This window comes from Deinococcus multiflagellatus (genome assembly GCF_020166415.1).
Lineage (GTDB): Bacteria > Deinococcota > Deinococci > Deinococcales > Deinococcaceae > Deinococcus > Deinococcus multiflagellatus.
Genome location: NZ_JAIQXV010000006.1, coordinates 1 through 24,926, shown reverse-complemented (window position 1 = coordinate 24,926; position 24,926 = coordinate 1). Strand labels below are relative to the sequence as shown.

15 protein-coding genes, 2 pseudogenes and 1 CRISPR repeat array are annotated in these 24,926 nt (G+C 66.3%); of the genes and pseudogenes, 5 read left to right on the top strand and 12 right to left on the bottom strand.

What is annotated here, in order from left to right:
• Window positions 1-538: 538 nt before the first annotated feature.
• From K7W41_RS09530 to K7W41_RS09520, 3 genes are all read right to left on the bottom strand, one after another.
• A complete protein-coding gene (locus tag K7W41_RS09530) occupies window positions 539-1,168 on the bottom strand; it encodes a hypothetical protein (RefSeq protein WP_224607336.1) in 630 nt (209 codons plus the stop codon).
• Window positions 1,169-1,652: 484 nt separating this feature from the next.
• The gene (locus tag K7W41_RS09525; protein WP_224607334.1) at window positions 1,653-3,938 is read right to left on the bottom strand and encodes a putative bifunctional diguanylate cyclase/phosphodiesterase; all 2,286 of its coding nucleotides are present in this window, start codon (window positions 3,936-3,938) and stop codon (window positions 1,653-1,655) included.
• A 319-nt stretch (window positions 3,939-4,257) separates the two neighbouring features.
• The gene (locus tag K7W41_RS09520; protein WP_224607332.1) at window positions 4,258-5,376 is read right to left on the bottom strand and encodes a GGDEF domain-containing protein; all 1,119 of its coding nucleotides are present in this window, start codon (window positions 5,374-5,376) and stop codon (window positions 4,258-4,260) included.
• A gap of 603 nt (window positions 5,377-5,979) precedes the next feature.
• Here K7W41_RS09520 and K7W41_RS09515 point away from each other — a divergent pair.
• From K7W41_RS09515 to kynA, 5 genes and pseudogenes are all read left to right on the top strand, one after another.
• Window positions 5,980-7,188, top strand: a complete 1,209-nt coding sequence (locus K7W41_RS09515; RefSeq protein ID WP_224607329.1) for a S8 family peptidase — start codon at window positions 5,980-5,982, stop codon at window positions 7,186-7,188.
• A gap of 826 nt (window positions 7,189-8,014) precedes the next feature.
• A pseudogene (locus K7W41_RS09510) lies at window positions 8,015-9,223 on the top strand (S8 family peptidase); the annotation flags it as partial.
• An 89-nt stretch (window positions 9,224-9,312) separates the two neighbouring features.
• Window positions 9,313-9,495: a hypothetical protein gene (locus K7W41_RS09505; protein ID WP_224607327.1), complete on the top strand. Its 183-nt coding sequence runs from the start codon at window positions 9,313-9,315 to the stop codon at window positions 9,493-9,495.
• Between the two features lie 53 nt (window positions 9,496-9,548).
• On the top strand, window positions 9,549-10,799 hold the full coding sequence (gene kynU, locus K7W41_RS09500; RefSeq protein WP_224607326.1) for a kynureninase: 1,251 nt from the start codon (window positions 9,549-9,551) through the stop codon (window positions 10,797-10,799).
• On the top strand, window positions 10,796-11,638 hold the full coding sequence (gene kynA, locus K7W41_RS09495; protein ID WP_224607324.1) for a tryptophan 2,3-dioxygenase: 843 nt from the start codon (window positions 10,796-10,798) through the stop codon (window positions 11,636-11,638). Before kynU ends, kynA begins: the two co-directional genes overlap by 4 nt.
• Window positions 11,639-12,619: 981 nt before the next feature.
• On the opposite strand, the pseudogene K7W41_RS23685 reads toward kynA, so the two are convergent.
• The 9 genes and pseudogenes from K7W41_RS23685 to K7W41_RS09450 form a co-directional block, all read right to left on the bottom strand.
• Window positions 12,620-12,703, bottom strand: a pseudogene (locus K7W41_RS23685) (CRISPR-associated endonuclease Cas2); the annotation flags it as partial.
• The gene (cas1c, locus tag K7W41_RS09485) at window positions 12,703-13,731 is read right to left on the bottom strand and encodes a type I-C CRISPR-associated endonuclease Cas1c (RefSeq protein ID WP_224607322.1); all 1,029 of its coding nucleotides are present in this window, start codon (window positions 13,729-13,731) and stop codon (window positions 12,703-12,705) included. The pseudogene K7W41_RS23685 and the gene cas1c, both read right to left, overlap by 1 nt.
• On the bottom strand, window positions 13,731-14,336 hold the full coding sequence (gene cas4 / locus K7W41_RS09480; RefSeq protein WP_224607320.1) for a CRISPR-associated protein Cas4: 606 nt from the start codon (window positions 14,334-14,336) through the stop codon (window positions 13,731-13,733). The genes cas1c and cas4 overlap by 1 nt, the downstream gene beginning before the upstream one ends.
• A gap of 51 nt (window positions 14,337-14,387) precedes the next feature.
• Entirely contained in the window at window positions 14,388-15,314 is a 927-nt protein-coding gene (gene cas7c, locus K7W41_RS09475; protein WP_224607318.1) for a type I-C CRISPR-associated protein Cas7/Csd2, read from the bottom strand.
• Window positions 15,311-17,344: a type I-C CRISPR-associated protein Cas8c/Csd1 gene (locus K7W41_RS09470; protein ID WP_224607316.1), complete on the bottom strand. Its 2,034-nt coding sequence runs from the start codon at window positions 17,342-17,344 to the stop codon at window positions 15,311-15,313. The genes cas7c and K7W41_RS09470 overlap by 4 nt, the downstream gene beginning before the upstream one ends.
• Complete coding sequence (gene cas5c / locus K7W41_RS09465) at window positions 17,337-18,062, bottom strand: type I-C CRISPR-associated protein Cas5c (protein ID WP_224607314.1); 726 nt, start codon at window positions 18,060-18,062, stop codon at window positions 17,337-17,339. Before cas5c ends, K7W41_RS09470 begins: the two co-directional genes overlap by 8 nt.
• Window positions 18,063-18,076: 14 nt before the next feature.
• The gene (cas3, locus tag K7W41_RS09460; protein WP_224607311.1) at window positions 18,077-20,335 is read right to left on the bottom strand and encodes a CRISPR-associated helicase Cas3'; all 2,259 of its coding nucleotides are present in this window, start codon (window positions 20,333-20,335) and stop codon (window positions 18,077-18,079) included.
• A 67-nt stretch (window positions 20,336-20,402) separates the two neighbouring features.
• Window positions 20,403-21,434 carry a helix-turn-helix transcriptional regulator gene (locus K7W41_RS23680; protein WP_224607308.1) on the bottom strand — a complete coding sequence of 344 codons (1,032 nt, stop codon included), beginning with the start codon at window positions 21,432-21,434 and terminating at the stop codon, window positions 20,403-20,405.
• Window positions 21,435-21,487: 53 nt separating this feature from the next.
• On the bottom strand, window positions 21,488-23,086 hold the full coding sequence (locus tag K7W41_RS09450) for a tetratricopeptide repeat protein (RefSeq protein WP_224607305.1): 1,599 nt from the start codon (window positions 23,084-23,086) through the stop codon (window positions 21,488-21,490).
• A gap of 574 nt (window positions 23,087-23,660) precedes the next feature.
• Window positions 23,661-24,926: direct repeats of the CRISPR family, unit length 37 nt; unit sequence GTTGCAGCCCGCCTTCGGGTGGGCTGAGGATTGAAAC.

Sequence of the window (24,926 nt, the reverse complement as noted above, 5' to 3'; positions counted from 1 at the left end):
GCCCAGCCCACCTCAGCCGGCTCCCTTGGCCCAGTTCTTGGCCTGAGAGGGTCGGCCAGTGCCGGGCAATGACCTGATCCAGCCCACCAGCGGGGCTTTTCAGTCGTCGGCGTGAAGGATGCAGGTGTGCTAGGGCTGGTGGTCGCGCACCCATCAAGACCGTCGGACTGACGTTCGGTGGTTGGTCCAAGGGCCGCCGCTGTCCGGCCGCCTTCGAGAGCGGGCTTCAGGACCATCCAGACCCTGGTTTCACAACCGTGGGCACGGGGCTTCTGGACGCGAAAGCGGGCCTTAAAGCCGTTGCCACCAAGATGATGATGGGTCTCGACCCTCTCCCCTCGTGGGACTTGCAGAGCGGCGCAGCAGCGAGGGGTAAGGGGGGTCGTTGGTCAACCGCTCAAAGTCCGTCCGCGCCACTTTTTTTGCTAGGCCCACTCGGGTGATTGCCCCCAGGGTGCCTCTGGGTTCTGTGACCAGAGCGGCGTTCAGTCAACAGCTTGGCTTGGAGGGATGTAAAACAGCGCCGCCTCGCTGGGCCTCAGCCCACATCTGGAACGTCGTCCCAGTCGAGCGTGAGGGTGGCAAAGGGGGTCACGCGCAGTTCCTGCACCGCCGCGCGCAGCTCCTGCAGCGTGCGGCCGACAGCGCCCTTGTCGGTGTGCAGCGGGGCGTCGTCCTGGCCCCGGCGAAACAGGCGCCCCAGCCCAGACGCCGCCTTGGGGGCCGGGGCGCGGGCGGCGCTGTCAATGGCGGCGGCCAGCGCCATGGTGGCGCTGCTGATGCGGCCGGGGTCCCCCAGCGATTCCAGCTGCACTTCCAGCACCTGGTTGTCGCGCACCAGCAATTCCAGCGGTGTGGGGTCAGCGCCCAGCGGGGCCGCGCAGCGCGCCTGCAGGTGCTGCTGGTGGCGCAGCTCGGCCTTCAGGCCCAGGGTGGCACTGGGCCGCATCAGGCGGTCGCCGTGCAGCGCCAGAGGATTGAAGGGGTCGTCTTTCAGCAGCAGGATGCGCACCCGGGCGCCCGTCCCCTGCTGGGCGTGCAGCACCGTCAGCGACTGCCCCAGGCGGTACAAATGCTCGTCGTTGTGCAGGAGGGCCGGGCAGGCGTCAGACAGGCTGGACGTCCTGTAGTGGGCGGAAGAAGAGGAGGCCGGCACCACCTGGGTCATGCCCCCAGCTTACGGCCTGATTCGCACAGCTTTCTTTCAGGGTCACCCCCAAGGGGGGGCTCAGGGGACGTTCATGGCCAGTGGGCCCGGGCGAGGGGGCCAGCCTGCGGGGCGCCGGGGCAGAGAGACCACCTCTGTCACCCGGACTGCCGTCTATGTCTGCAATGGTACGGAGAGTTTTCAAGTGTGGCGAGGGGCCGATGGAAGAAACGTTGTCTGGGACGCTCGACTCGCTGCCCCCCTCCCGACCTCCCCCACGAGGGGGGAGGGGAGAAAACAGCGTGTTTGCCGGACTGTCCTCTGTAGAATGCTGAAACTGTCCGCACCATTGATCCGGAAGATTCGGAACAGAGGTGGATGTGCCTCCCGTGCGGCGCCTTCCGGGCTCAATTCCCGGGAATCCATTTCCCCCCTCTCTCTCTGCGGCGCAGCCCAGGCAGTCCAGAAGGATGTCCATAGGGTCCTCCTCTCCTGAGCACTGTCCTCAAAACTCACGCTGGATCTCGGCGCCCGGTGGGCGCAGCGCCAGCAGGGTGGCCAGCGGCTGGGGCCGCGCGATGTGGTAGCCCTGGGCATAGGTGCACTGCAGTTCGCGCAGCCGCTCCAGCATGGCCTGATCTTCCACGCCCTCGGCTACCACCCGCAGCCCCAGATCGGTCGCCAGGCGGATGGCGCCGTGCAGCAGCGCCGCCTGCCGCGAGCCCGTAAGGGTGGCGCGCAGAAAGGAGCGGTCCAGTTTCACCACGTCCAGCGGCAGTTCGGTCAGCACCCCCAGGCTGGAGTGCCCGCTGCCAAAGTCGTCCAGGGCCACGCGCACCCCGGCTTCGCGCAGGCGGCGCAGGTGGGTGCAGGCCAGCGACACGTTCTGCATGACGGTGGATTCCGTGACCTCCACCGTCAGCAGTTCGGCCGGTGCCTGCAGGGCGTCCAGGGCGGCGAGCACCCGCGCAGCGAAATCCGGCATCAGCAGCTGGGCGGGGCTGACGTTCACGTTCACGCGCGCCTGCGGCCACAGGGCGCGCGCCTGCAGCACCTCGCGCACCGCCGCGCGCAGCACCCAGTCGCCCAGCGCGTAGATTTGCCCACTGCGCTCGGCAATCGGCACGAAGGTGGCGGGCGACACTGGCCCAAACACCGGGTGGGTCCAGCGCAGCAGGGCTTCGAGGGTCACCCAGGCCCCGGTGTTCACCTCAATAACCGGCTGGTAGGCCACGAACAGTTCGCCGCGCGCCGCTGCGCCGGGCAGCTGCGTTTCGAGCAGGTGCGCTTCCTGGCTGCGCCGCAGCAAGGTTTCGGTAAACAGCCCCAGGTGCTCGTGGTGGTCCAGGGCGTGCTGCAGCGCAATGCCCGCGTGGCGCAGCAGAATCTGGGCGCTCAGGCCCTCCGGGGCTTCGGCGTACCCGGCGGTGAATTTCACCATGACCTCGCCCTCGCTCAGCCGGAAAGGCTGTTCGAGCTGCTCCAGCAGCGCCGCCGGGTCCAGTTGGCCGGGGGCCCGGGTGACCAGGGCCAGGGTGCTGGTGGACAGCCGGGCATTCAGGTGCGGCGGGCCGGCGGCGCGCATGCGGGCGGCCAGGGCCGCGATCAGGGTGTCCACGAAATGTTCGCCGTACAGCCCGGTCCATTCCTGCAGGCGCGGCACCTCCACCACCAGGGCGCTGCGCACCGTCTGGTCGCCGTCCAGGCGCTCCAGCAGCCCAGCCAGGGTATAGGCGCCCGTGAGTTCATCGTGCTGAGCGCGCTGGCGCAGCTGCGCTTCACGGGTCTGCAGGTGGTCCAGCAGGTCATTGATGGTGCCGGCCAGCAGCCCCAGTTCGGTGCGGTCGCGGCTGTCCAGGCGGTGGGCGGGGTCCTGGGCGATGCGCTGCACGTCCCGCTTGTAGCCTTCGAGCACCCGCAGCACGCGGCGGTTCAGAAACCACAGCAGCCCCGCGCCGGTCAGCAGGCCCGCCAGAATCACGGCGAGGCGCAGCTGCTGCGTGGTGGCGGCGCCCGCCTGCGAGACCGCCCGGGTCTGGCGCACCTCCAGGGCCAGTTGCGCCGGGCCGCTGGGCGCGCGCAGTGGCAGTCGCTCGGTGCTTTCGTCAGGGCCAAAGCGGGTGTCTGGGGTCAGGGGGGCGTCGCGGCTCAGGCGCACGCCAAAGGCCCGCTGCCCGTACATCAGGTGGCTGAGCACAGCGGGGGTCAGTTCGCGGGCCAGCAGCATCACGCCGCCGCGCCCCTGGCCGTCGTCACGGGTGATCACCCGCGCGGCGACCACCAGCGGCCGGCCGTCCAGCGCCACCACGCCGCTGGCCCCCTGGGGCGGCAAGGGGCGCGGCAACTGGGCAAACAGCGCCTCAAGGGTGGCTGTGGCCGGCGCCACCCGCTCGGCCCGCAAGGTGGCCGCCGACAGCAGGCGGCCGTCCGGGGCTTCTATACCCCAGTAGTCCACCCGCCCGCCCTTGAACGTGCCGGGCACCAGATTGGCCGCCAGATACCCGGGGTTGCGCCCGGCCGCGTAGTCAAAGGTTTCGCTCCAGAGGCTGAAATTCAGCACGAACAGCCCCACCCGGTCTTGCTCAGCCAGCAGGTTGGCCTGGGCAATCTGCGCGGCCTGTTCCAGTTGCGCGCGTTCAATGGCCCAGAAGCGGGCTTTCATCAGTTCGGGAATCACCAGCAGGGCGCTGACCCCCAGCGGCACGAACAGGGCCAGCAGCAGCGCCAGAATCTGCAGGCGCAGCGACTGGGGACTGCGCGGCGGGGTCAGCGGCGGCACAGGGCTGGTCATGGGCGTGCGGGCCAGGGCGCCGCAGGGGCAGGCAACGGGCGAAGCACGGAAAGAAGACACCGTCCTTTGGCCGCACCCGGCACAGCGGGCGCGCGGCGAGGGAAGCAAAACGGAAAGAAGGGTCAGGGGCCTCTTGAGAGCGCCGGACCCTCCGCAGAAGACGACGGACAGGGCACGCTACAGACGAAGACTCGCAGAAGAGAACTGTGAAAAGGGGAACAACCAGCGCTATGGTGCCGCGCCCCAAGCTCGACTGGGTGAGGACCATGAGCACCGGGCTTTAGGCAAGGGCACCGCCCGTCAGGGGGGACCGGGCGGCCTACCGCACCGTGGGGGGCTGCTCCAGCAGGGCCTGCAGCGGGCCGCTGTCGGGCAGGGCAGCGCTGGGGGCCGCAATCCGCACGCCGTTGCGCCCCGACTGCTTGACCCGGTACAGCGCTTCGTCGGCCTGCCACAGCGTGCGGGTGCTGGACCACGGGCCAAACGAGGCCCCCCCAATGGACACGGTGATGCCGTCCAGGGGCGCGGCAAAGCGCAGCCCCCCCACCGCCTCGCGCAGGCGCTGGGCCACCTGGGGCAGTTGCTCGGCGGGCACGCGGCGCAGAATCACGGCGAATTCCTCGCCGCCGTAGCGGTAGGCGCGGTCACGGCTGCGCAGGGTGTCGGCCAGCACCCGGCCCACGGCGGCCAGCACCTCGTCGCCCACCGGGTGCCCGAACTCGTCGTTCACGCGCTTGAAATGGTCCAGGTCAATCAGCAGCAGGGCGTCCCCCGGGGCTGTCAGGGGCAGATCCTGCTCGAACTGGCGCCGGTTGGGCAGGCCGCACAGGGCGTCTTGCAGCGCCTGCAACCGGAACTGGTCGGTGCTTTGCAGCAGGGCCACCCGGCTGGTGATCATCACCGCCACGGCCCAGAACCCCAGCACATTGAAGGCCAGGGCCGGCAGGTACACCCGCAGCAGGGTTTCGCTGTCGCCCAGCAGCCACAGCGGCAATTCATTGGGCAAAAACACCAGGCTGCCTGCCCAGCCGTAGCGGCGCAGCGAGCCCTGCGCGTCTTCCATGTTCAGGGTCCAGCGCAGCGAATGGGCCAGGCCCGCCACCGCCAGCAGGTTTAACACGCTGATCAGCGCGTCGCTGGCGTGCCCGGCCAGGGGAAGCAGCGCGGCCGGCAGCCCGCACAGGACCCCCAGCCAGCCGCCGTAGCGCAGCGTCATGATGGCAATGGGCACCAGCCCCAGATCAATGCGGGTGCCCGAAGGCTCGGCGCTGGCCATCAGGTAGAGCGCCATGGTGGTCAGGACCGTCAGGCCCAGGCGCAGGGCAGGCAGGCGCAGACCCGGTGGAGGCGGCCAGCGCCGGTAGGTCAGGCTGAGCACAAACGAGAACGTGATCAGCACGCTCAGGTTGACAAATAGACTGTGCAGCAAGGCGTTCAAGGCAGGGCAGGCAACGAGGCTCCATCACGGGAAGCCGCCGGGCGTGGGGCGGGGAGAAACAGACACCAAAGGTCAGGTTTACTCTGACAGATTCCACCCCTGATCCCGCCCCACAGCCGCATGCCCCCGGCAGGGGGGTGGGGTGCAGAAGCCGCGCTTGGGCCTGACATGGGGGCGGTCTGGACATCAGTGCCCGTTCGGCGGCTGGCGTCTGGTGCTGTTGTGGTGGGCATATCTGGCTGCAGGTTCACCGGTGAAAAGGCGGACGCCCCGACGGATACAGGACGGCAGGTGACTTCCCGCACCGGACCAGCCTCCCCATCAGCTTTCTAATGAAGAAAGGTCAAGATTCCTCATGTTCCAGTCAGTTCCAAGGGCCTTACCTGCGCGGCCCAGGGCGCATTTCTTAACACCAGGCCGCCCTGCAGCGCCCACCCACCTGCACCTTGCAGAAAGAAGGTGGGCACCTCATCTGAGGGCGGTGTGGTCGCGTCTATCATGGAAAGTGCCCTTACAACCTGCACGCCTTTTGGGCCACTGGCACAGCCTGTTCTGGCGCGCGCCGCATGTTGTCGAGGCCGCATCTTCTCCAGGAGGTTCACCATGAACGCACGTCTTCCTTCCGTCCTCCTCGCGCTCACTGTGGTTCTGGCGGCCTGCGGTTCGCCGGGTGCCCCCTCCAGCGACAGCAGCGCAAATCTGCGCGGCGGCGCCCCGCTGCTGGGCACGGGCAACCCCGACGCCATTCCCGGGCAGTACATCGTGGTGCTGAAAGACAGCGCGCCTAACCTGACCGCCCAGGACAGCGCCGGGCTGGTCCGGGCCCTGAACCTGGACCCCCAGGGCGTGAGCATTCAGCACATCTACGGTGCGGCCCTGAACGGCTTTGCCGCCAAGCTGAGCGCCCAGAACCTGGAAACGCTGCTGAATGACCCCAACGTGGCGTACATCGAGCAGGATGGCGAGATGCACATGACCGCCACGCAGACGGGCGCCACCTGGGGCCTGGACCGCATTGACCAGCGCAGCCTCCCCCTGAACGGCACGTACGTGTACAACTCCACGGCCAGTGGGGTCCGCGCGTACATCATTGACACGGGCATTCGCACCTCGCACACGCAGTTTGGCGGGCGCGCCGTGTGGGGCACGAACACCACGGGCGACGGCAACAACACCGATTGCCAGGGCCACGGTACGCACGTGGCTGGGACCGTGGGCAGCGCCACCTACGGCGTCGCCAAGGGCGTGACCCTGATCGCCGTGAAGGTGCTCAACTGTCAGGGTTCGGGCAGTTACTCGGGCATCATTGCGGGCATCAACTGGTCGCTGAACAACAAGGGCAGCGCCCCTGCAGTCGCCAACATGAGCCTGGGCGGCGGCTTTAGCCAGTCGGTGAACAGCGCCGTGAACAATGCGTCGGCCCAGAATCTGGTCATGGTCGTGGCGGCCGGCAACTCCAATGCCAACGCCTGCAACTACAGCCCGGCCAGTGCCGCGAGCGCCATTACCGTGGGCAGCACCACGAACACCGACGCCCGCAGCAGCTTCTCGAACTACGGCAGCTGCGTGGACCTCTTCGCGCCGGGCTCGGGGATCACCTCGGCCTGGAACAGCAGCGACACGGCCACCAACACCATTTCTGGCACCTCCATGGCTTCGCCGCATGTGGCCGGGGCCGTCGCCCTGCGCATTGCCAGCGGCCTGGGCACCACCGGCAGCGTGACCAACGCCATTCTCAGCAGCGCCACCACCGGCAAAGTCACGAACCCCGGTGCCGGCAGCCCCAACCGCCTGCTGTACACCGGCCCCTGAGCCCAGGCTGGGTGGGAAGGACGAGGGGCGTGGCCCCTCCTCTCCCCCGCCGATGTGATGGTCTCTGACTGGCCCGCTTATGGGCCGGCCGGGGGCCTTTTGTTGGCGTGGTGGGAGAGACCGGGAGGTCTGTTGACCGTGGGCAAGTGCGATCAAGGGATCACCAGAAGCCCGCTGAGGTGGGGCCAGGACGAAGCGACGCCCATGCCGCCGGGGGATCACCGCCACAGCTCGCAGGCATGGAGCCCATACGGACGGCCGTCCATTTCCGCAACAGCCAGAGAAGAACTGAATGTTCCTCGCTTGCGGCGCGTTCAAAGTCCAGCGCCCGGACAGCCGTCTTTGTTCCCTCTCTGCGGCGCCCCTCAGTGAGTCCATCCGGTCGGAAAAAGCCCGTCACGCCTGACAAATGTTTCGGGAGCCGTGTCAGCCAAAGCGGTGTGCCTTCTCTGTGACCTTGGTGGCCCTAACGCTTCCCCCAGCCAGCACGCCGAAGCCGCGGCCCCCTGGAGTGCCCTTCAGGTAGACCTAAACCGTGAAGGAAATAAAGCCCGGCTCATCTGACCTCTGAACCAGAGACAAATGTCCCACAATAAAAGACGACAAAAATGATCGTTTTGGTGCGTAAAAACTTGACATTTGAACGTTTGACCCAACGTTTCTGAGGCCCAAATGATGGTCTCTCATCTTTGGCTGACCGTGCGCTGACTATCATTCGTGACGTTCCTACAGCTGATCGACCTCAATGCTTCTGTCCAGGCGCATGTTTTTGCCGTTGGACCAGACATGGCTGTGCGAGGCCGAGGAATATCCCAGGAGGTTCACCATGAACGCACGTCTTGCCAGCTCTGTCTTTGCGCTCACCCTTCTCCTCGCCGCGTGCGGCACCAGCACAACCACCCCCCAGGCGACCGACCCGACGGCCAGTGCAGGTGCGCCCGTGCTGGGCATGGGCAACCCGGAGGCGATTCCCGGCCAGTACATCGTGGTCTTCAAGGACGGCGCGGCCAGCGACCTGACCGCCCAGGACGCCAGCGGTCTGATTCAGAGCCTGAACCTCGATCCCCAGGGCGTGAGCGTCCAGCACGTCTACGGCGCCGCCCTCAGTGGCTTTGCCGCCAAGCTGAATCCCGAGAACCTGCAGAAGCTGCAGGCCGATCCCCGCGTCAAGTACATCGAGCAGGACGGCGTTATGCACGCCACGGCCACCCAGACGGGCGCCACCTGGGGCCTGGACCGCATTGACCAGCGCAACCTGCCGCTGAACGGCACGTACGTGTACAACGCCACGGCCAGCGGGGTTCGCGCCTACATCATCGACACTGGGATCAACACGGCGCACACGAACTTCGGTGGCCGCGCGATCTGGGGCACGAACACCACGGGCGACGGCAACAACTCTGATTGCCAGGGGCACGGCACGCACGTCGCCGGGACCGTGGGCAGCGCCACCTACGGCGTGGCCAAGGGCGTGACCCTGGTGGCTGTGAAGGTGCTGAACTGCCAGGGTTCGGGCAGCAACTCCGGCGTGATTGCCGGCGTGAACTGGGCCGTGACCAACAAGGGTAGCGCGGCGGCCGTGGCGAACATGAGCCTGGGCGGGGGCTTTAGCCAGGCCGTGAACGACGCCGTGAACAACGCCGCCAGCCGCAACCTGGTGATGGTCGTGGCGGCCGGCAACGAGAACCAGAACGCCTGCAACGTTTCGCCCGCCAGCGCGGCGAACGCGATCACCGTGGGCAGCACCACGAACACCGACGCCCGCAGCAGCTTCTCGAACTACGGCACCTGCGTGGATATTTTCGCGCCCGGCAGCAACATCACCTCCACCTGGATCGGCTCCACCAGCGCCACGAACACCATTTCCGGCACCTCAATGGCCACCCCCCACGTGACGGGCGCCGCTGCGCTGAAACTGGCCGCCGGCAACAGCAGCACCAGCGCCGTGACCAGTGCGCTGGTCAGCAGCGCGACCACCGGCAAGGTGACAGGCGCGGGCACCGGCAGCCCCAACCGCCTGCTGTACACCGGCAACTAAGCTTCGGCTGTCCCTGGTCCCCGGCCCATGTGGCTGGGGGCCTTTGTTGTAGGGCCAGCCCCGGAATCATGTACCCTTGGGCCAACATGAGAGGGCCGTGCGCTGAGGACCCGGGCCGCCACTGGCTGGCGCCCCGGGGCTGGTCACGCCAGCGGCTGGTGCCCAACGGGCGCGGGCGTGCCGTGGCCAACGCCATCGCCTGCGCGCTGCATGCGTGGTGGTGCGCGCACCTGGGCCGGCCCATGCGCGCAGGCGCCGCGCGGCCCTGAGCCGCCCCCCTGGTTCTGTCCCACCCCCCACCAACCCCCAAAGGAGTATGCCCATGCCCACCCAGACGGTCCTGGCCGACCTGACGACCCTGCCCGTTCCCGCCGATGTGCTGGCCCTGGACGCCCGCGACCCCCTGGCCCACAAACGCGACGAATTTCTGCTGCCGGACGGCGTGATTTACCTGGACGGCAACAGCCTGGGGGCCCTGAGCCGCCGGGTGGTTCAGCGCGTGCGCCACGTCACGGAAGAAGAGTGGGGCCGCGCCCTGATCGGCTCGTGGACCCTGGGCGCGCAGGAGGGACGCGACTGGATGGCCCTGCCTGACCGCGTGGCGGCCAAGATTGCCCGCCTGATCGGCGCGCAGCCCGACGAGGTGGCGGTGGGCGACAGCACCAGCGTCAACACCTTTAAAGTGCTGGCGGCGGCCCTGGGCGTGGCGGCCCCCGAACGGCGTGTCCTGCTGACCGACGCCGACAATTTCCCCACCGACCTGTACGTGGCGCAGGGGTTAACGGCGCTGCTGGGCGGCGGCTACGAGCTGCGCCGGGTGCCAGCCGACGAGGTGGCCGCCCACCTGCGCCCCGACGTGGCGGCCGTGCTGCTGACTCAGGTGGACTACCGCACCGGGCGCTGCCTGGACCTCGCGGCGATCAGCGCGCAGGCCCGCGCCGCCGGGGTGCTGACCATCTGGGATCTGGCGCACTCGGCGGGTGCCTTTCCGGTGGACCTGAACGGGGCGGGGGCCGACTTTGCGGTGGGCTGCGGCTACAAATACCTGAACGGTGGGCCCGGCGCGCCGGCCTTTCTGTTCGCGGCGCGGCGCTGGCACGCGGCGGCGCCGGTGGCCCTGAGCGGCTGGATGGGCCACGCCGACCCCTTTGAAATGGCCCGCGACTACGTGCCTGCGCCCGGCGCTCGCCGTTTCGTGACCGGCACGCCGATGGTGCTGAGCCTCAGTGCCCTGGACGCGGCCCTGGACGCCTTTGCGGACGTGGACCTGCACGCGCTGCGCGTCAAGTCCCTGGCCCTGACCGACATGTTCATGGCCCTGCTGGACCCGGTGGCCGAGCGCCTCGCCCTGACGCTGGTGACGCCGCGCGAGCCCGCCCAGCGTGGGTCGCAGGTCAGCTACCGCCACCCCCAGGCGCGCGAGGTGATGGCCGACCTGATCGCGGCCGGCCTTGTGGGTGATTTCCGCACCCCGGACATCCTGCGCTTTGGCTTTACCCCGCTATACCACTCGTTTGCCGATGTGTACCGCGCGGCCCGTGGCGTGCAGGCCATGCTGGAGGCCCGCGCATGAGCCGCCCCGAGCATCACCCCGACGCCCCCGAGCAGGCCTACACCGACTTTACCCGCAGCCTCAGCTACGGCGACTACCTGCAGCTGGACACCCTGAAAAGTGCCCACCGTCCCGTGACCGAGGCCCACGACGAACACCTCTTCATCGCGGTGCACCATGTCAGCGAGGTGTGGCTGGAACTGATTATCCGCGAACTGCGCGCGGCGATGGCCCAGCTGGAGGCCGGGATTACCGACGCGCCCCTCAAGGGCCTGACCCGGGTGGTCCGCGCCCAGGAACAGCTGACCAACGCCTGGGAAGTGCTGAAAACCATGACCCCGGCGGATTACCTGCAGTTTCGCCACGCCTTTGGGCAGGCCTCTGGCTTTCAGAGTGCCGCCTACCGCATGGTGGAATTCCTGCTGGGCAACCGCTTTGAAGCCCTGCTGCGCCCCCATGAACACCGCCCCGACCTGCACGGGCCGCTGCAAACCGCCATGCAGGCCCCCAGCGTGTATGACCTGACCTTGCGGCTGGTGGCGGCACGCGGCCTGCCGGTGCCGCAGGAGGTTCTGGGGCGTGACCTGAGCCAGCCCCCGGTGCTGAACGAGGCCGTGCTTGACGCGTGGCTGCAGGTCTACCGCGACCCGGAGCGCTACTGGGACCTGTACGAGCTGGCCGAAAAGCTGCTGGACGTGGAAGACAACTTCCGCCGCTGGCGCTTTAACCACATGACCACGGTGGAGCGCACCATCGGCTTCAAACGGGGCTCTGGGGGCACCAGCGGCGCCGCCTACCTGCGCCGCGCCTTGGAAACCGTGCTGTTCCCCGAACTGTGGGAGATTCGGACACGGTTGTGATGGACAGTGGCAGCGGCCGGGGGTGGTGAACCCTTGGCCGCTGCTGAGTTTCAATGCTCAGCCCAAGCGGAGGCGAGTCGTGACGTAACGGAAAGCGCACGCTACAGATTCGCGCCGTGTTTCAACCTCGGCCCACTCGAAGGCGGGCCGTGACCGGGGGCCACAGCGCGGTAGCTGTCGGTGGCGCGGCGTTTCAATCCTCGGCCCACCCGAAGGCGGGCCGTGACACGCAGGCACCCAGCTTTACCAGCATGTGCCGCTGGTTTCAATCCTCGGCCCACCCGAAGGCGGGCCGTGACGGGCAACGTGACCCGTACACAGACGAGCTTCACGCAGTTTCAATCCTCGGCCCACCCGAAGGCGGGCCGTGACCAGGCGGGGACATTGCCGCGCCGACTATGGCTCAGGTTTCAATCCTCGGCCCACCCGAAGGCGGGCCGTGACGGCTTGACTGCAAATTCTGGGTTGTCTTTCAGGTTTCAATCCTCGGCCCACCCGAAGGCGGGCCGTGACTTTAGGCCCAGGTCGCCGTCTTTCCAGTTGTTAGAGTTTCAATCCTCGGCCCACCCGAAGGCGGGCCGTGACAGTTATGGTACTTGACCCGCACCAGGACGGCGTCAAATCGTCCCTCTGTGCGAACCCCCTCCTGGCTTTCCAGCTCCAGAGACTTGTTACATGCTCAAGTTGTCATATAACCTGTCCCAGACGCGAGTCGGGAACAACGCGAACCCCCCGGCGTTTCTTCGTCGCGGAGGGTTCGCGCAGGGCAAAGCTACAGAATCAAGGGGTCAGAGAAATTCACGTACCGGTCCCGTCCGTACGCTTCGACAAATTTGTCGCGCGGCTGGCGCAGGCGGTACAGCCGAATGCTGTCTTCGGTGGGGTCCATCTCGGCCAGCAGCCGCTCGCGCAGGGCCAGGAGTGCACGTCGGTCACGCTGACCTCAAAGACGCTGTTCTGCACCCGCTGCCCGTGCGAGGTGCAGACTTTCGCCACCCGGCGCAGGCGGCGGCGCCCGGCGGACGTTTCTGTGTTCACGTCGTAGCACACCAGGAAATCCAGCATCAGCGGTGCAGGTACGGCGGGTAATGGGCGCGGTCGCCGCGCAGATGCTGGGCCAGCAGCCGCGCCTGCACATGCGGCACCAGGCCCAGCGGCGTTTTCCGGGCGGTCAGGGGATGCGTCACCTCCTCCTTGCGCCGTTCGGTCAGGTGGGTCAGGATCAGCTTGCGCGCCTCATCTTTAATCGTCACGGTGTTGCCCTCGTGCAGGACGAAGTCGCGCGGCGTGAGCTGCTGGCGGTTGATCAGGGTGATGATTGCCCGGTCCGCCACCACTGCCCGCAGTTCTTCCATCAGGTCCAGCGCGAGGCTGCTGCGCCCCGGACGCAGGGCGTGTAAAAAGCCCACCTGCGGGTCCAGGCCCACCGCCTGGCAGGCGCTGGCGCAGTCGTTGGCCAGCACGGTGTACGCGAAGTTGAGGGTGGCGTTGATGGCGTCGCGGGCCGGGCGGCGGGTGCGCTCGGTCAGCCAGAAGAAGTCGCGGTTGGCGCGCAGCATCAGCGGAAAGACCTCCCAGTAGGCGCGCGCCGCCGTGCCCTCAATGCCACGCACCTCGTCCACCGTCTTTGCCAGCGGCAGGCAGCCAATCTGGCCGTTGATGTCGCGGGCAGCCTGCCGCAGCAGCTCGGGGTCGTCGCCCAGCGCCTCGCGGGCCGAGCGCAGCAGGGTGGTCTTCTGGTTTTGCAGCTTGCCCGCCGCGATAAAGCGCGCCACCGCCAGCGTGCGCGCTCCGTCACACGCGCAGCCGTGCTGGGCCACCCGCAGCAGGACGTTGCCGCTGACGGGCGTTTCGGCGCGGGCCATGAAGCGGCCGTATTCGGTCAGCCACGTCACCGGCTTGTGCTCGCGCGCCAGGCGGTGAATCAGGAAGGGCGAGAGCAGCACGTTGCCAAAGACCACCACGCTCTCGACATGGTGCAGCGGAATCATGGCCTTGTGCTCGCGTTCCACCTCCACGCGGATGTTGTCGGTGTCCAGGTGCAGGTAGGTGCCCTGGGTCTGGATATAGAGGGTGTTGAGCAGGGTCCGCATCACTCCTCCAGGGCGGTGCTGAACGGGTCAAAGCCGCGCGGAAACTCGCGGGCGGCAAAGGGTTCGCAGAGGTCCAGCAGGCTGCATTGCAGGCAACGGTCATCAGCGGCAGGTGGAGGCAGGGTTTGACGACGCAGCAACTCGCGCACGCCGTCGCGGGCCTCCAGCACCGCCTGACGCAGGGCAGGCGTGAACGCCACCACCCGCCGTTTGTGGCTGGCGGCGTGGTAGATGAAGCCCTCGGGGATGGAGACGCCGAACATCTCTTCCAGGCACAGGGCCTGCGCGCACAGCTGCACCTCGTCGGCCAGGCGCGGCCTGGCCCGCCCCGACTTGTATTCCACCGGGCGCGGCGAGCCGCCAGGTAATACCTCGACCACATCGGCCACGCCCGCCAGCCCGTGCTGGCGCGAGACGAGCGGCAGGGCACGCAGGGTGCGCACGCCGCCGCGTTCCTCGGTGCCGCCGCCATGCGCCCGGTCGTGGTGCTGCTGGCCGCGTGCCGTGAACTCGTTTTCGGCCCACACCTGCTCGACATGAATCAGGGCGCACTGGCGCGGGCAGAACACGAAATGCTGCAACGCCGAGAGCATCACCTCTTCCATAGGCCCCTCCGGCAAGGGAAGCGGGCCGGGCGTTCAACCCGGCCTCAAGAGTTAGCCTTCCGCCAAGACAGTCAGCATGACACCGGGGTAAGCGTCCAGAGGTCCTTCGGCTGGCCGAGCAACGCTGTATTCCTCAAAGCGGCGCGGTGCTGCGCCGTCCCCCAACGAGGGCACTTCAATGAGCTTGAACAGTTTGTGCGCCGGTGCCTTACCCAGAGCGTTTTCGTGGCTGAAAACGTATAAACCCCGTACAGCCATTTCGCCCCGGCTGGCGCTGCGGTCCAGATTAAACAGGTTGGTCAGCGCTTCCCAGAACAGGTTGAGATCGTCTGTCGTTACGCCTGTGCCACCTTCGGTCACGGCGCGGCCCAAAAGAGGGTTGAAAAACCCATGCGCCCGGTAAAGCCCGTACGGCAGCACACTTTTCCGACCTATCTCGGTGCTGCCCGTCTCCATGCGTTCCTCGGTGGTGCGGGCCTGCCGGGTGATGGTGACGTCAATGGGCAGGACGCGGTCAATACTGCGGGCGAAGGTGATCTGCACGGGGCCGCGCACCTGCCCAGCATTCAGCTTGCCGGTGGACAGTACCGCGCCGAACATGCGGATGTCGTAGAACTGCGCGCACATGGCGTCGCGCAGGCGCGGGATGGATTTTTTGCCGCCCTTCTCATCGCTGGACAATTCCGGGGTGAGCGTTTTGGATGTCGCCTCAATGGCCGAGTTCAATGCCGTTTTACTCTGGATGAAGACCTCAATAGGATTGTTGCGCTGCGAGTTTGAGAGCAGCAGGTAATCACGGACTTTGCGCTTAAGGGCCACATCCGTCACGAAGCCCAATTGCGTTTCCGGATCGGTGCGCGGTGCATTTGCGGCGTCCGGATCGCCGTTGGGGTTGCCGTTGGTCACGTCGAACAGCAGGACAAATTCGTGGCGGACGGTGGGGTCACTGATGGCAGCGGTCTTCACTTCGGTCGTCATGCTTCATCTCCTTCGGGAGCGTTCTCGGCCTGCTCGTCGGCGGTCTTCTGTTCGGGCGTCCAATTGGCACGGATATCGCCGCGCTGGTGCCAGTAACCCAGCCCAAAGCGGCCCTGACCCTCCACATTCAGGGACATGGGGTAGCCCCCCCGCTCCACCAGCGTCCGCACCAGCCCCTCCATCTCTTCGTTCAGGTAGCGGCCCGCTTTGGGCAGGTGTGCCACAGTCGCCAGCTTCACCAGTTTTGGGAAGATCCCCGCAGGGGATGCCGACGCCGCGCCGAAGCTCCGTTGTACGCCCGTGGTTTTGAGGCGCTTCTTGTTCTGGCGGTAGCTGTACACCTGCTGGGCTTCCTCCAGCACGGCCAGCAGCCGCCCGCACAGATATGCGGGGTCAGATTCCAGTCTTTCCAGTCCGGTCATGAACTTCGCTCCTCCTTCTGCCGCCGTCTTGGCGTAATACAGCGAAAATTTCAGGGCTGCTGCTAGCGTCTTCAGGTGCCGCTGACGCTCCCATTCGTCCTTCTTCCTGTCCTGCGCCCCCTTCACCGTCAGTGTTCTGAACCGTTGTACCGCCTGCGCCAGCATCTCTAGCGGCGGCTTTACCCCCTCATAAGCTGTGCGGATCAGGTCGCGGGTCAGGTTGGCGTTCTTGCTGCCCAGCGCCTCCATCAGCGCGTTGATGTGATGTGGGTCGCCGGGCTTCCCCCATGCGTCGTTGATCGTGGTGGCGTTCAGATAGGCCCGCACATGCGGCAGCATTCGGCCCAGGTCGAGGTAGAGCCAATCCCGTAGGGCTGTGCGCCCCACATTCGGACTGAAAATCGCCAGAGCGAATTTGCTGCCGTCCAGGAAGGTGAGGTGCTGCCTAGCGGCGTTTTGGACATTCAGTAGACTGGAGAGCTGACTGAGCCGCGCCTCCGGTTTAGGTGGCGCAGGGGCGCTGGCTGCTGCTTTCGTGCCTTTCTTGACCTTTGGCTTGGGCTGTTCGTCATTGTCGCTGTCCGAGTCGCTGTCACCGGCCACAGGCGGACGCATCAGGTCGCCCAGCGCGCTCTCAAAATCAAATGCTTCTGACGCCTTGGTTTCTGTTGCACCTTCGCCGTATGAATTGCCGAGAGCGCTTTGAAAACTGAAGTCCTCTGCTGAGTGCAGGGGCCTTCCCTTCTCCACCCAGAAAAGCGCGACCTGATTGCGCAGGGTATCCAGTTTGACCTGCTTGCCCACCTTGTCCATGACGATGATGCGGCGGTGTTGCTTGTCGCTTGCCAGGGCATTGAAGACGCGCGAAGCTGTATCGGCACACTCGTAGCAAAGGTTGTTGTGCCCGCTCGTATCAGTGCGGCCCGATACAAAGGCATTGCTATTCAGTGAGTGCAGTGGCCCTGGCTTGCTGATAAGCTTCACGCCAACCGGAATGCGGCTGATAAGTGGTTTGACCTCGCCACAAACAGCACATTCACCCGTGATCATTTCTTTCTTGTCGTCTCTGACAGCAATACGCTCCTGTGCCTCTGCCACCCAGAAAGCTTGTACGGCAGGCAACTGAAAGAGCTTCTTTCCGGCCAGTGGGCCGCTCTGCACCTGGAAGGCCACCCAGTCCTTCGATTTCACCTCGGCCCAGCGGGCGTCGTCCACCAGCCATTCGCCTGCCACTGCCTTCTTCACCTGGGCAATGGCCTGTCTGATGTCGGCGTCCAGTTGCGGGGCATCCTCCATCTTGTCGAGGAGGGCCAAAAATTTGGCATGCTTCTCAGCGGCGCGATCATCCACCTTGCCTTTGTCATCCACGCTGACGCCTAGCGCGTAACACGCCTCATCGGCCAGTGGATGTGGGTCTATGCCACTCGTTCGTCCCGTGTAGGGCCGCGCGAATAGAAGGCCTGACAGGTCAGCCTCCTCCAGGCGCGCGCCCCTCTCGCTGATCTGCACCACCCAGCGAATCGGCTGGGAGTAGTTGTAGAAGCCCGTCGGGGGCAACGATTTACTGAACTCCTCGTCTCGGGCGTGCTTCACCAGGGCATCAAGCATGGCGGCCCTCCAGGGCATCCAAGCGGGCGTAGGGATTTGCCGTATCGGTCACGACATCCACCCAGCCGTCCTTAAGGTCCGCGTTGAAGTAAACGGCCTCCATATACCCGTCGGCCACGTCCCACTTTTTGCCGTCATGGCGCTTGAACTGCATCTCCTTGCGCGTCTTACTGGGCACAAAGGCGATGTCCAGCAGCATATTCCCCAAGCGCTGATTGAGGCCTCTGTCCGGCTGTTCGTCCGGGGTGGCCGCCTCGAACTCAGCGCTGAACTCGCGGGTGCCCAGATAGGGCTGGTGGCGACATTGCCCGCTCTGCGCCCGACGTTTGAAACATTCTGTGTGCTTGATCAGCAGATTGACGCCGTTCGCCTGCGCATGGGCGTGCGGCTGTACCACGATGTCGGCGTGAATCAGGTACTCCACATCCTTGAGCAGCAGGCTGGAACGCTGCTGCCGGTCATCCTCAATGAACACAGGCGTCTTGCCCTGGCGGGTGCCCAGTTCATTTCGCAAGACAGTGGCCGTGGACCCGATCTTCACCACGCCGATGCGCCGGATGCGGTACTTGAATTCCGGTTTCCAGTACACCGCCTCCAGCGCCCCCCGCGCTGCGCTGGGTGTGATGATCGGGTAAGAAACGCGCTCCACTTTGAATTCCGGCCTGCTGAACAGGGCGTAATCACCCCGCACGCGCAGGCAAACCGACGGATCATGCATATTGACCTCCTCTGTCAGAGCACATTGCTTCCGCCCGCCATGTAAATCAGGTCGGCGGGGTCGCGGTCTATGGGCAGCCCCACCAGGGAGTCGTAGCTCCCTGTCGCCTCAAGCAGGTAGATGTTTTCCTCCAGTTCACGAATGGCGTGCGCCTTTTCCAACTGACGGGCCTCGTGGGTGTAAATACTGACCACATACGGTTGTAGGGCACGCCAGCTCTTGCGGCTGGGGAACCGCTGCCACTGCTCCAGTGCGCGCTGAAAATCGCGGTATGGCACGATGACGCTCACGGTGTCGTTCTCAATCAGGCGGTAAGCCTGGGCCACTTTCCTGAACTCCTGCTGTCTGCGGAGCGATTGCACCCCCGGTTGGTCGGGCAGAACGTCCGCATAAAGATCGCTGAAATAACGCCGGAGAATATCCGTGCCGTTCAGCTCGTGGTCTATGTCCTTCACGGTTTCCAAGATGGTTCGGGCTTTCTCGATGCCCTGCTGGTAGGGGCCGCGCGGGGCTTTGCCACTCACGGTCTGGAAGAGGACGAGGCGGCCCTTGTGCGGGCCGTTGCCATTGCGGTTGCAGCGGCCCGCCGCCTGGATGATGCGGTCAAGAGGCGCGAGGGCGCGGTAGACCACGGGAAAATCCAGGTCTACGCCGGCCTCGACCACCTGCGTGCTTACCAGTCGGACTTCGTCTTTCTGCTTCAGGCGCTCATTGATGGTGTTGAGGACGTCCTTGCGGTGTGCACCGCACATCAGCGTGCTGAGGTGGAAGAGGTGTTTGGCCTTTTCCTTCTGAAGCGAGCGCAGCAGGCTCAGGGCGTCCCGCCGGGTGTTGAGGATGGTCAGGATTCGTGGCTCAGCCTTCAATTCCTGGGTTAGGGCTTCCCAGGGAACGGGCTGCGGATAGTGCGAATGAAGGCTGTACTCTACCCTCTTCAGCTTCTCAAAATGGTCGGCATACTGCGGCACGATCTCCGTCTGCAACGAGCCCTTGAAAGCATCGGTCAGCGCATCGGCCTCAAAAGCCGGCTGCGTTGCGGTGCAGAGCACCACGCTCACGCCGTAGTCGTCCACCAGCGTTCGCAGCACATCCAGGGTTGGCCCTCGCAGTTCCGGCGGGAGGGTCTGCACCTCATCCAGCACCAGCACACTGCGGGCGACGCGGTGCAACTTGCGGAGCTTGCTGGTCTTGCGGGCGAACAGCGACTCGAACAGTTGCACAAAAGTCGTGCAAACAAGCGGTACGTCCCAGTTCTCTGCAGCCAGCTGCAGGCGTAGCGTGTGGGCATCTTGCCTCTCGGCCCTGTTGTCAGCCGGTTGCACGGCGCTGTGGTGCTCCAGCACGGCATCCACACCCAGTACATCGCGGTAGACCTCTGCATTCTGGTCAATGATGCTCGTAAAGGGAATGGCGACGATGACGCGCCGCAACTCATTGTGCAAAGCATGCTTGAGGGCGAAAGCCAGCCCACTGAGCGTCTTGCCACCGCCTGTCGGGACAGTCAGTCGATAGATACCGGGCGCACCTGTTGCCGCCTTCAGACACTCGGCGTACACCTCGTCCCTCACCGCCTGCACTTCGGCAGCGGTCTCTTTCCCCGAAAGGCGCTGCTTCTCTAGCAGTCGTTTCCGCCCTGCATCAAAGCGTTCCCAGAGGGCAGGGATGTCGAGGTCATACTGTCTGGCCCTTGGCCGCTCCTCTCCGAAGTGAAATTCGGTGTCGAGAAAGTCCGCGTCTACCAGGGCTGAAGTCACCATGCGCGTGAACAATTCCTGCTTGAGTGGTGCTTCTGGCACCTTTTCCGGCGCGCCTGCTGGGTAGAGACTGAAGGTTTTGATGGCCTGCGCCATAGCGTCCATCCGCTCAGCAAAATCAGGCTCGGCGGCAATCTTTTCCTCGCCTTCTCCCGCATCTTCCAGCCCAGCATGGTGACCGAGCACGGGCAGCATGAACGTCGTGCGCTGCGGATGCTCAGCTAATCTGGACAAGAGTAAGGTCGCGCCCCAAATGGCATGAGGGGGCCCTTTGCGGCCCAAGTCTTCTCCTCTCTCCTCGGCAGCCTGGGCGTCTCGCAGATACTGCTGAAACTCTGGGTTGTATTTGCCCAGGTCATGCCAGATCCCCAGCAGATATGCCAGATTGCCCGCCCCAAAAACTTCTGCATAAGTCCTGGCACGTTGAGCGGTGTCAAGCAGATGCTTTTTCAGGTCATGGGGCTTCCCGCCACTCCCTTCACTTGGCGTGTGCGCCCAGTAGTCACCGGTCCAGGTCATGCCGAAACGTCCTTGACGGTCTGCCACTGGGGGTTTTCCGGGCTGGGGCTGTGGCCCATGTAGGTGCTCATGCTCTTTCGCCTCCCTGGCCTGCGGCTTCCCGCAGTTCATTCAGCCAGTGCGCGCGCAGGTGCGGCGGGCTCAGCACCTCCACGCGGGGGCCAAAGCTGTAGATCCACGGCAATACTTCGCGCGGCAGGCCGCTGCTGTCCAGGGGGGCGCGGAGCGTGGCCACCACGCTGCCGTCCTCGGCACGGGGGTTCACCTTCAGGTGGGCGTAACCGCCTTCCAGAATCCGGTAGGCGGCGTCGGCACGGAAGCGCAGGGTCACCGGCTCCGTGGCATTGCCCTGCGCCCCCACCACGCCCCAGGCCGACTGAAAAAAGGCCAGCGGGTCAAAGTCGGGCGGGATGGTGTACTGCTGGTCGGTCAGCACCTGCAACTGGCTGAGGCGCGAGAGCTTGAAGGTCCGCACGTCCCGGTGAAAGGACGTTTCCCGGCCAATGATGTACAGGTCCAGGTTCTGGGGATGGGCTTCGACCAGATAGATTTCCAGAATATTCGTGCGCCACGCGCCGCTGCCGCCGGGCTTCTGGTACTCAAAGCGCAGCGGATGGGCGCCAATCCAGGCCGCCGCCACCTTTTCCATATTCAGGTCCTCGCGGCTGGGCCGCCGCCCCATGTCCCGCACGCTGCGCTGCGCCACGTCCTGAACGTGCGCCGGCAGCCAGGAGGTGAGCTTCTTCAGCGCCGAGAGATGGTGGGTCTGCTGGCCTGCCGCGCGGTGATACATCAGGCGCGCCGCCGCGTGCAGCGCCAGCACCTCCACTGGGTGCAGCTTGCTGCGGTGGGTCTCGATGACGTGGCGGGGGGGGCGGCCCTTCCCGCGCTTGAAGTCCGGTTCCAGGCGTTCCAGATCATTCAGGTCGCGCTGCAGGGCCCGCTCAGCAGCCGAATAGCCGGGGCTGTCTGGGCCCAGCAGTGGATACAACTGCCGCATCAGGTCTTTCACGCTGCGCGGGCCTTCACGCAGCAGCGCGGCGATCCGGAACAGGCGCTCGGCCTTGGCCAGACCTTCGGGGGCAGTGTCGGGGCTCACCGGGTCATCGTGCCTCACCCCTGTCTCTGGTGTGTCGCAGCCCTGTCAGGGCCTTAATCCCAGTCAACCCATCTGAGTGGCCCATGCTCATCCCGCCACTCGGTGATCCAGGGATCGTAGCGCCCCTCGCAGAACAGCTCGGCCTGGGCGGGCGCTGGCCGGTGTAGGTGCCAGCGCAGGTCCGGCGACAGCACCAGCACCCCCTGGTCGTAGCGCACCGCGTCGGGCCAGCCCAGGGCTTCGCCCAGCACCCCCACCACCCGGCTCAGCGTTTTGCGGCGGGCGCGCTCATCGCGGCCCGGCAGGTCCAGGGCGGCCAGGGCCTTTTCCACCGCCACCCGGCCCCCCTGCACCACCAGCAGGGCCAGCAGCGCGGCTTCGGGGCGGGTGGGTTTGAGCAGCACCTCCAGGCCCCCCACCACCGCGCGAATGGGGCCAGCGGTGAGCAGTTCGCCGGTCCAGTCCGGCTGATGCGGCTCTATGCCGGCGGCCCGGAACAGGTCGGGAAAGGCGCGGGCTTCCTGCCCGGCCCAGGCGTCGGCCAGCCCGGCGGCCCGCAGGTGGTCGGCGGCCTCTGCCGGCGACGTCGTCAGCAGACAGGCCGCCTCGACCACGGCCACGCGCCAGCGGTCTTCCGTATTGCCGCCCGCGACCAGGGCCAGGGCCTGCTGGGCCCCCACCACGTCGCCCAGCAGGACCCGCAGGGCGGCCAGGTCGGTGTACAGGGCGTGTGGCTGGTCGTCTGGCAGCTGTGCGTGGTGGCGGGCGTCGTGCAGCAGTGTCAGGGCCTCGTTCAGGCGGCCGGTGTCGCGCAGCACCCGGGCACGCGACCGCATAGCGGCCACCCGGTCCTGGGGATTGTCCGCCTTGGCTTCGGCCATTCGGAAGGCGTGCTCGGCACGGGCGGGCTGGTTCTGGGTATGGTACACGCTGCCCATGCCGCGCCACGCGGTAGAGAGCTGCGGTTGCCCCGCCGGCCGGGCCCCCACCTGCAGCGCCCGGCGCAGGGCCCGCTCTGCCTCGACCAGTTCGCCCAGCCGCTGACAGCTGATGCCCAGATTCGCCAGCGTGAGGGTCATGGCCCAGTCGTCGTGCTGGAAGTCGGCGGTGGCGGCGGCCAGCATGTCGCGCGCCGCTGGCTCCTGCCCGTGGCGAATCAGGTAGTACTGGAAATCCAGCCGCACCAGCCCCCGGTCGCGCCCGCGCGTGTGCCGCAGGGCGGTTTCAAACGCCTGTGCCCAGTCGGCGTGCCCCAGTTCCGCCTGCGCGCAGGCCCGGTAGCGCGCGGCGATGGCGCCCTCCGGGCCCGGGAGCCCGGCGCCCTGCTCGGCCCAGTCCAGGGTGGTGGCCCAGTCCAGGCGCAGGGAGGCGGCGAAGGCCTCGAACGCAGGCCAGACGGTGGGGGCGGCCTTGAGGGCGGCCTGAAGCAGCGCCTCGTCGGCGGTGCGGTACGCCACCCAGGCCAGCGCGTGCGGCCAGGCGCCGCTGGTCCGCACCGGGGCGGGCACGACCTCGACCACCCGGCGCAGCAGGTGGGCCTCGGCCCGGGTCTGCAGCTGTTGTGCCGCGTGCCGCGCGTGGAGGGCCCCTGCCTCCCACGTTGCCGTGGCCAGCAACTGCTCCAGATGCGCCAGCAGATCGGCAAATGGCATGGTCCTGCCAGTGTACGGGTTGGGGCGGGGCCCTCGGCTGGGTGGTGCCGCTGCGCCTGATCACAGCGCCATGAGGAAGCGGGGCCTGCCTGTATCTTCTTCGGCAAGCCCCGCCCAGACCCCTGCTCAGCCCCCGATGGGCCGGGTGGGGTCCTCCAGGGGCACGACGGGCGCTGCTGGGCCCCCTGGATGGATTGGTGTGGGGCGCGCGGCGCTTGGTGGCACCTGCAAGGCAAGAAGGGTTACAAAGGCGGCCAGGGTCAACTTGAGCATGAACTCTCCCCTCCAGAGCAGTCCTCTCTGGATCAGCGCTCACGCGTCTTGCGCGGCGCAGGGGCAGAGTGCGGGGGCAGCCCGACACTGGCTGTCGAGTTCAAATCGCGCCTATGACCTCCGCGCGAACCCCGGGCGACGGAAAAACGCCGTGGGGTTCGCGCGGGACTATGGGTGCCGTTCAGGACGAAGATTTCAGTGCTGTTGAGGTTGCTGGGCAGAACGCGGCAACGGGCCGGGCCCTGGGTTCGCGCAGCGGCCTGCAAAACTTGCGTCAGGGACGCTGGCGCGGCACACTACTGTTGCAGCCCGCCTTCGGGTGGGCTGAGGATTGAAACCATCTCGACCGGCTATGGGGATGCCCAGAGCGTTGCAGCCCGCCTTCGGGTGGGCTGAGGATTGAAACGCCTGTGCGCGTGTGGGGGCGGTCGCATGAGTGCGGTTGCAGCCCGCCTTCGGGTGGGCTGAGGATTGAAACATAAGGCCATTTTCCCCCCGACCCCTGAGCCCGCGTTGCAGCCCGCCTTCGGGTGGGCTGAGGATTGAAACTGCGCGGCGTGCGCGTGGCCCCCGCCGCCTAAAAGTTGCAGCCCGCCTTCGGGTGGGCTGAGGATTGAAACCAGTATTCGAGGGCGGTGCCGGGCAGAGCGAGCCCGGTTGCAGCCCGCCTTCGGGTGGGCTGAGGATTGAAACGGACGCGCTGCACTCGCAACGCTCGCGCCGGTAGTTGCAGCCCGCCTTCGGGTGGGCTGAGGATTGAAACCGCAAGGTTAGCTAACGTGGACGCGGCTCAGGCGGGTTGCAGCCCGCCTTCGGGTGGGCTGAGGATTGAAACGCGCGGGCGTGGCGGAGTGGCGTCAGATCAACGCCGTTGCAGCCCGCCTTCGGGTGGGCTGAGGATTGAAACATAGGCATTGAGCAGTGAGGTCAGGGCATCTGCCGCGTTGCAGCCCGCCTTCGGGTGGGCTGAGGATTGAAACATGTGGGTGACTCCTTTTAGCGGGGGCCGCGCGGTTGCAGCCCGCCTTCGGGTGGGCTGAGGATTGAAACCGGTGGCGGACTTCGCCCGCGTGCTGTGGGCCCACCTGCCCGGCGTGAGTTGCAGCCCGCCTTCGGGTGGGCTGAGGATTGAAACCCATGAGGGTGCCCGGCTCGACGCCTGCAGGCCAGCGTTGCAGCCCGCCTTCGGGTGGGCTGAGGATTGAAACCCCGCGAAGGCTACTACGGCGTCTATACCGTACGTTGCAGCCCGCCTTCGGGTGGGCTGAGGATTGAAACATTGCACCGCCGCGACGGCCGCTGCGCGTTCTGAGGTTGCAGCCCGCCTTCGGGTGGGCTGAGGATTGAAACGTGGACCATGGGGATGGGACGGCCGCCCTGCACGTCGTTGCAGCCCGCCTTCGGGTGGGCTGAGGATTGAAACCAGCGCCATCATACGGGTGTCTGCGTCATTCAGGGGTTGCAGCCCGCCTTCGGGTGGGCTGAGGATTGAAACATATCCACTTTGCTCGATCGCCATGCGTTCAGGGTGTTGCAGCCCGCCTTCGGGTGGGCTGAGGATTGAAAC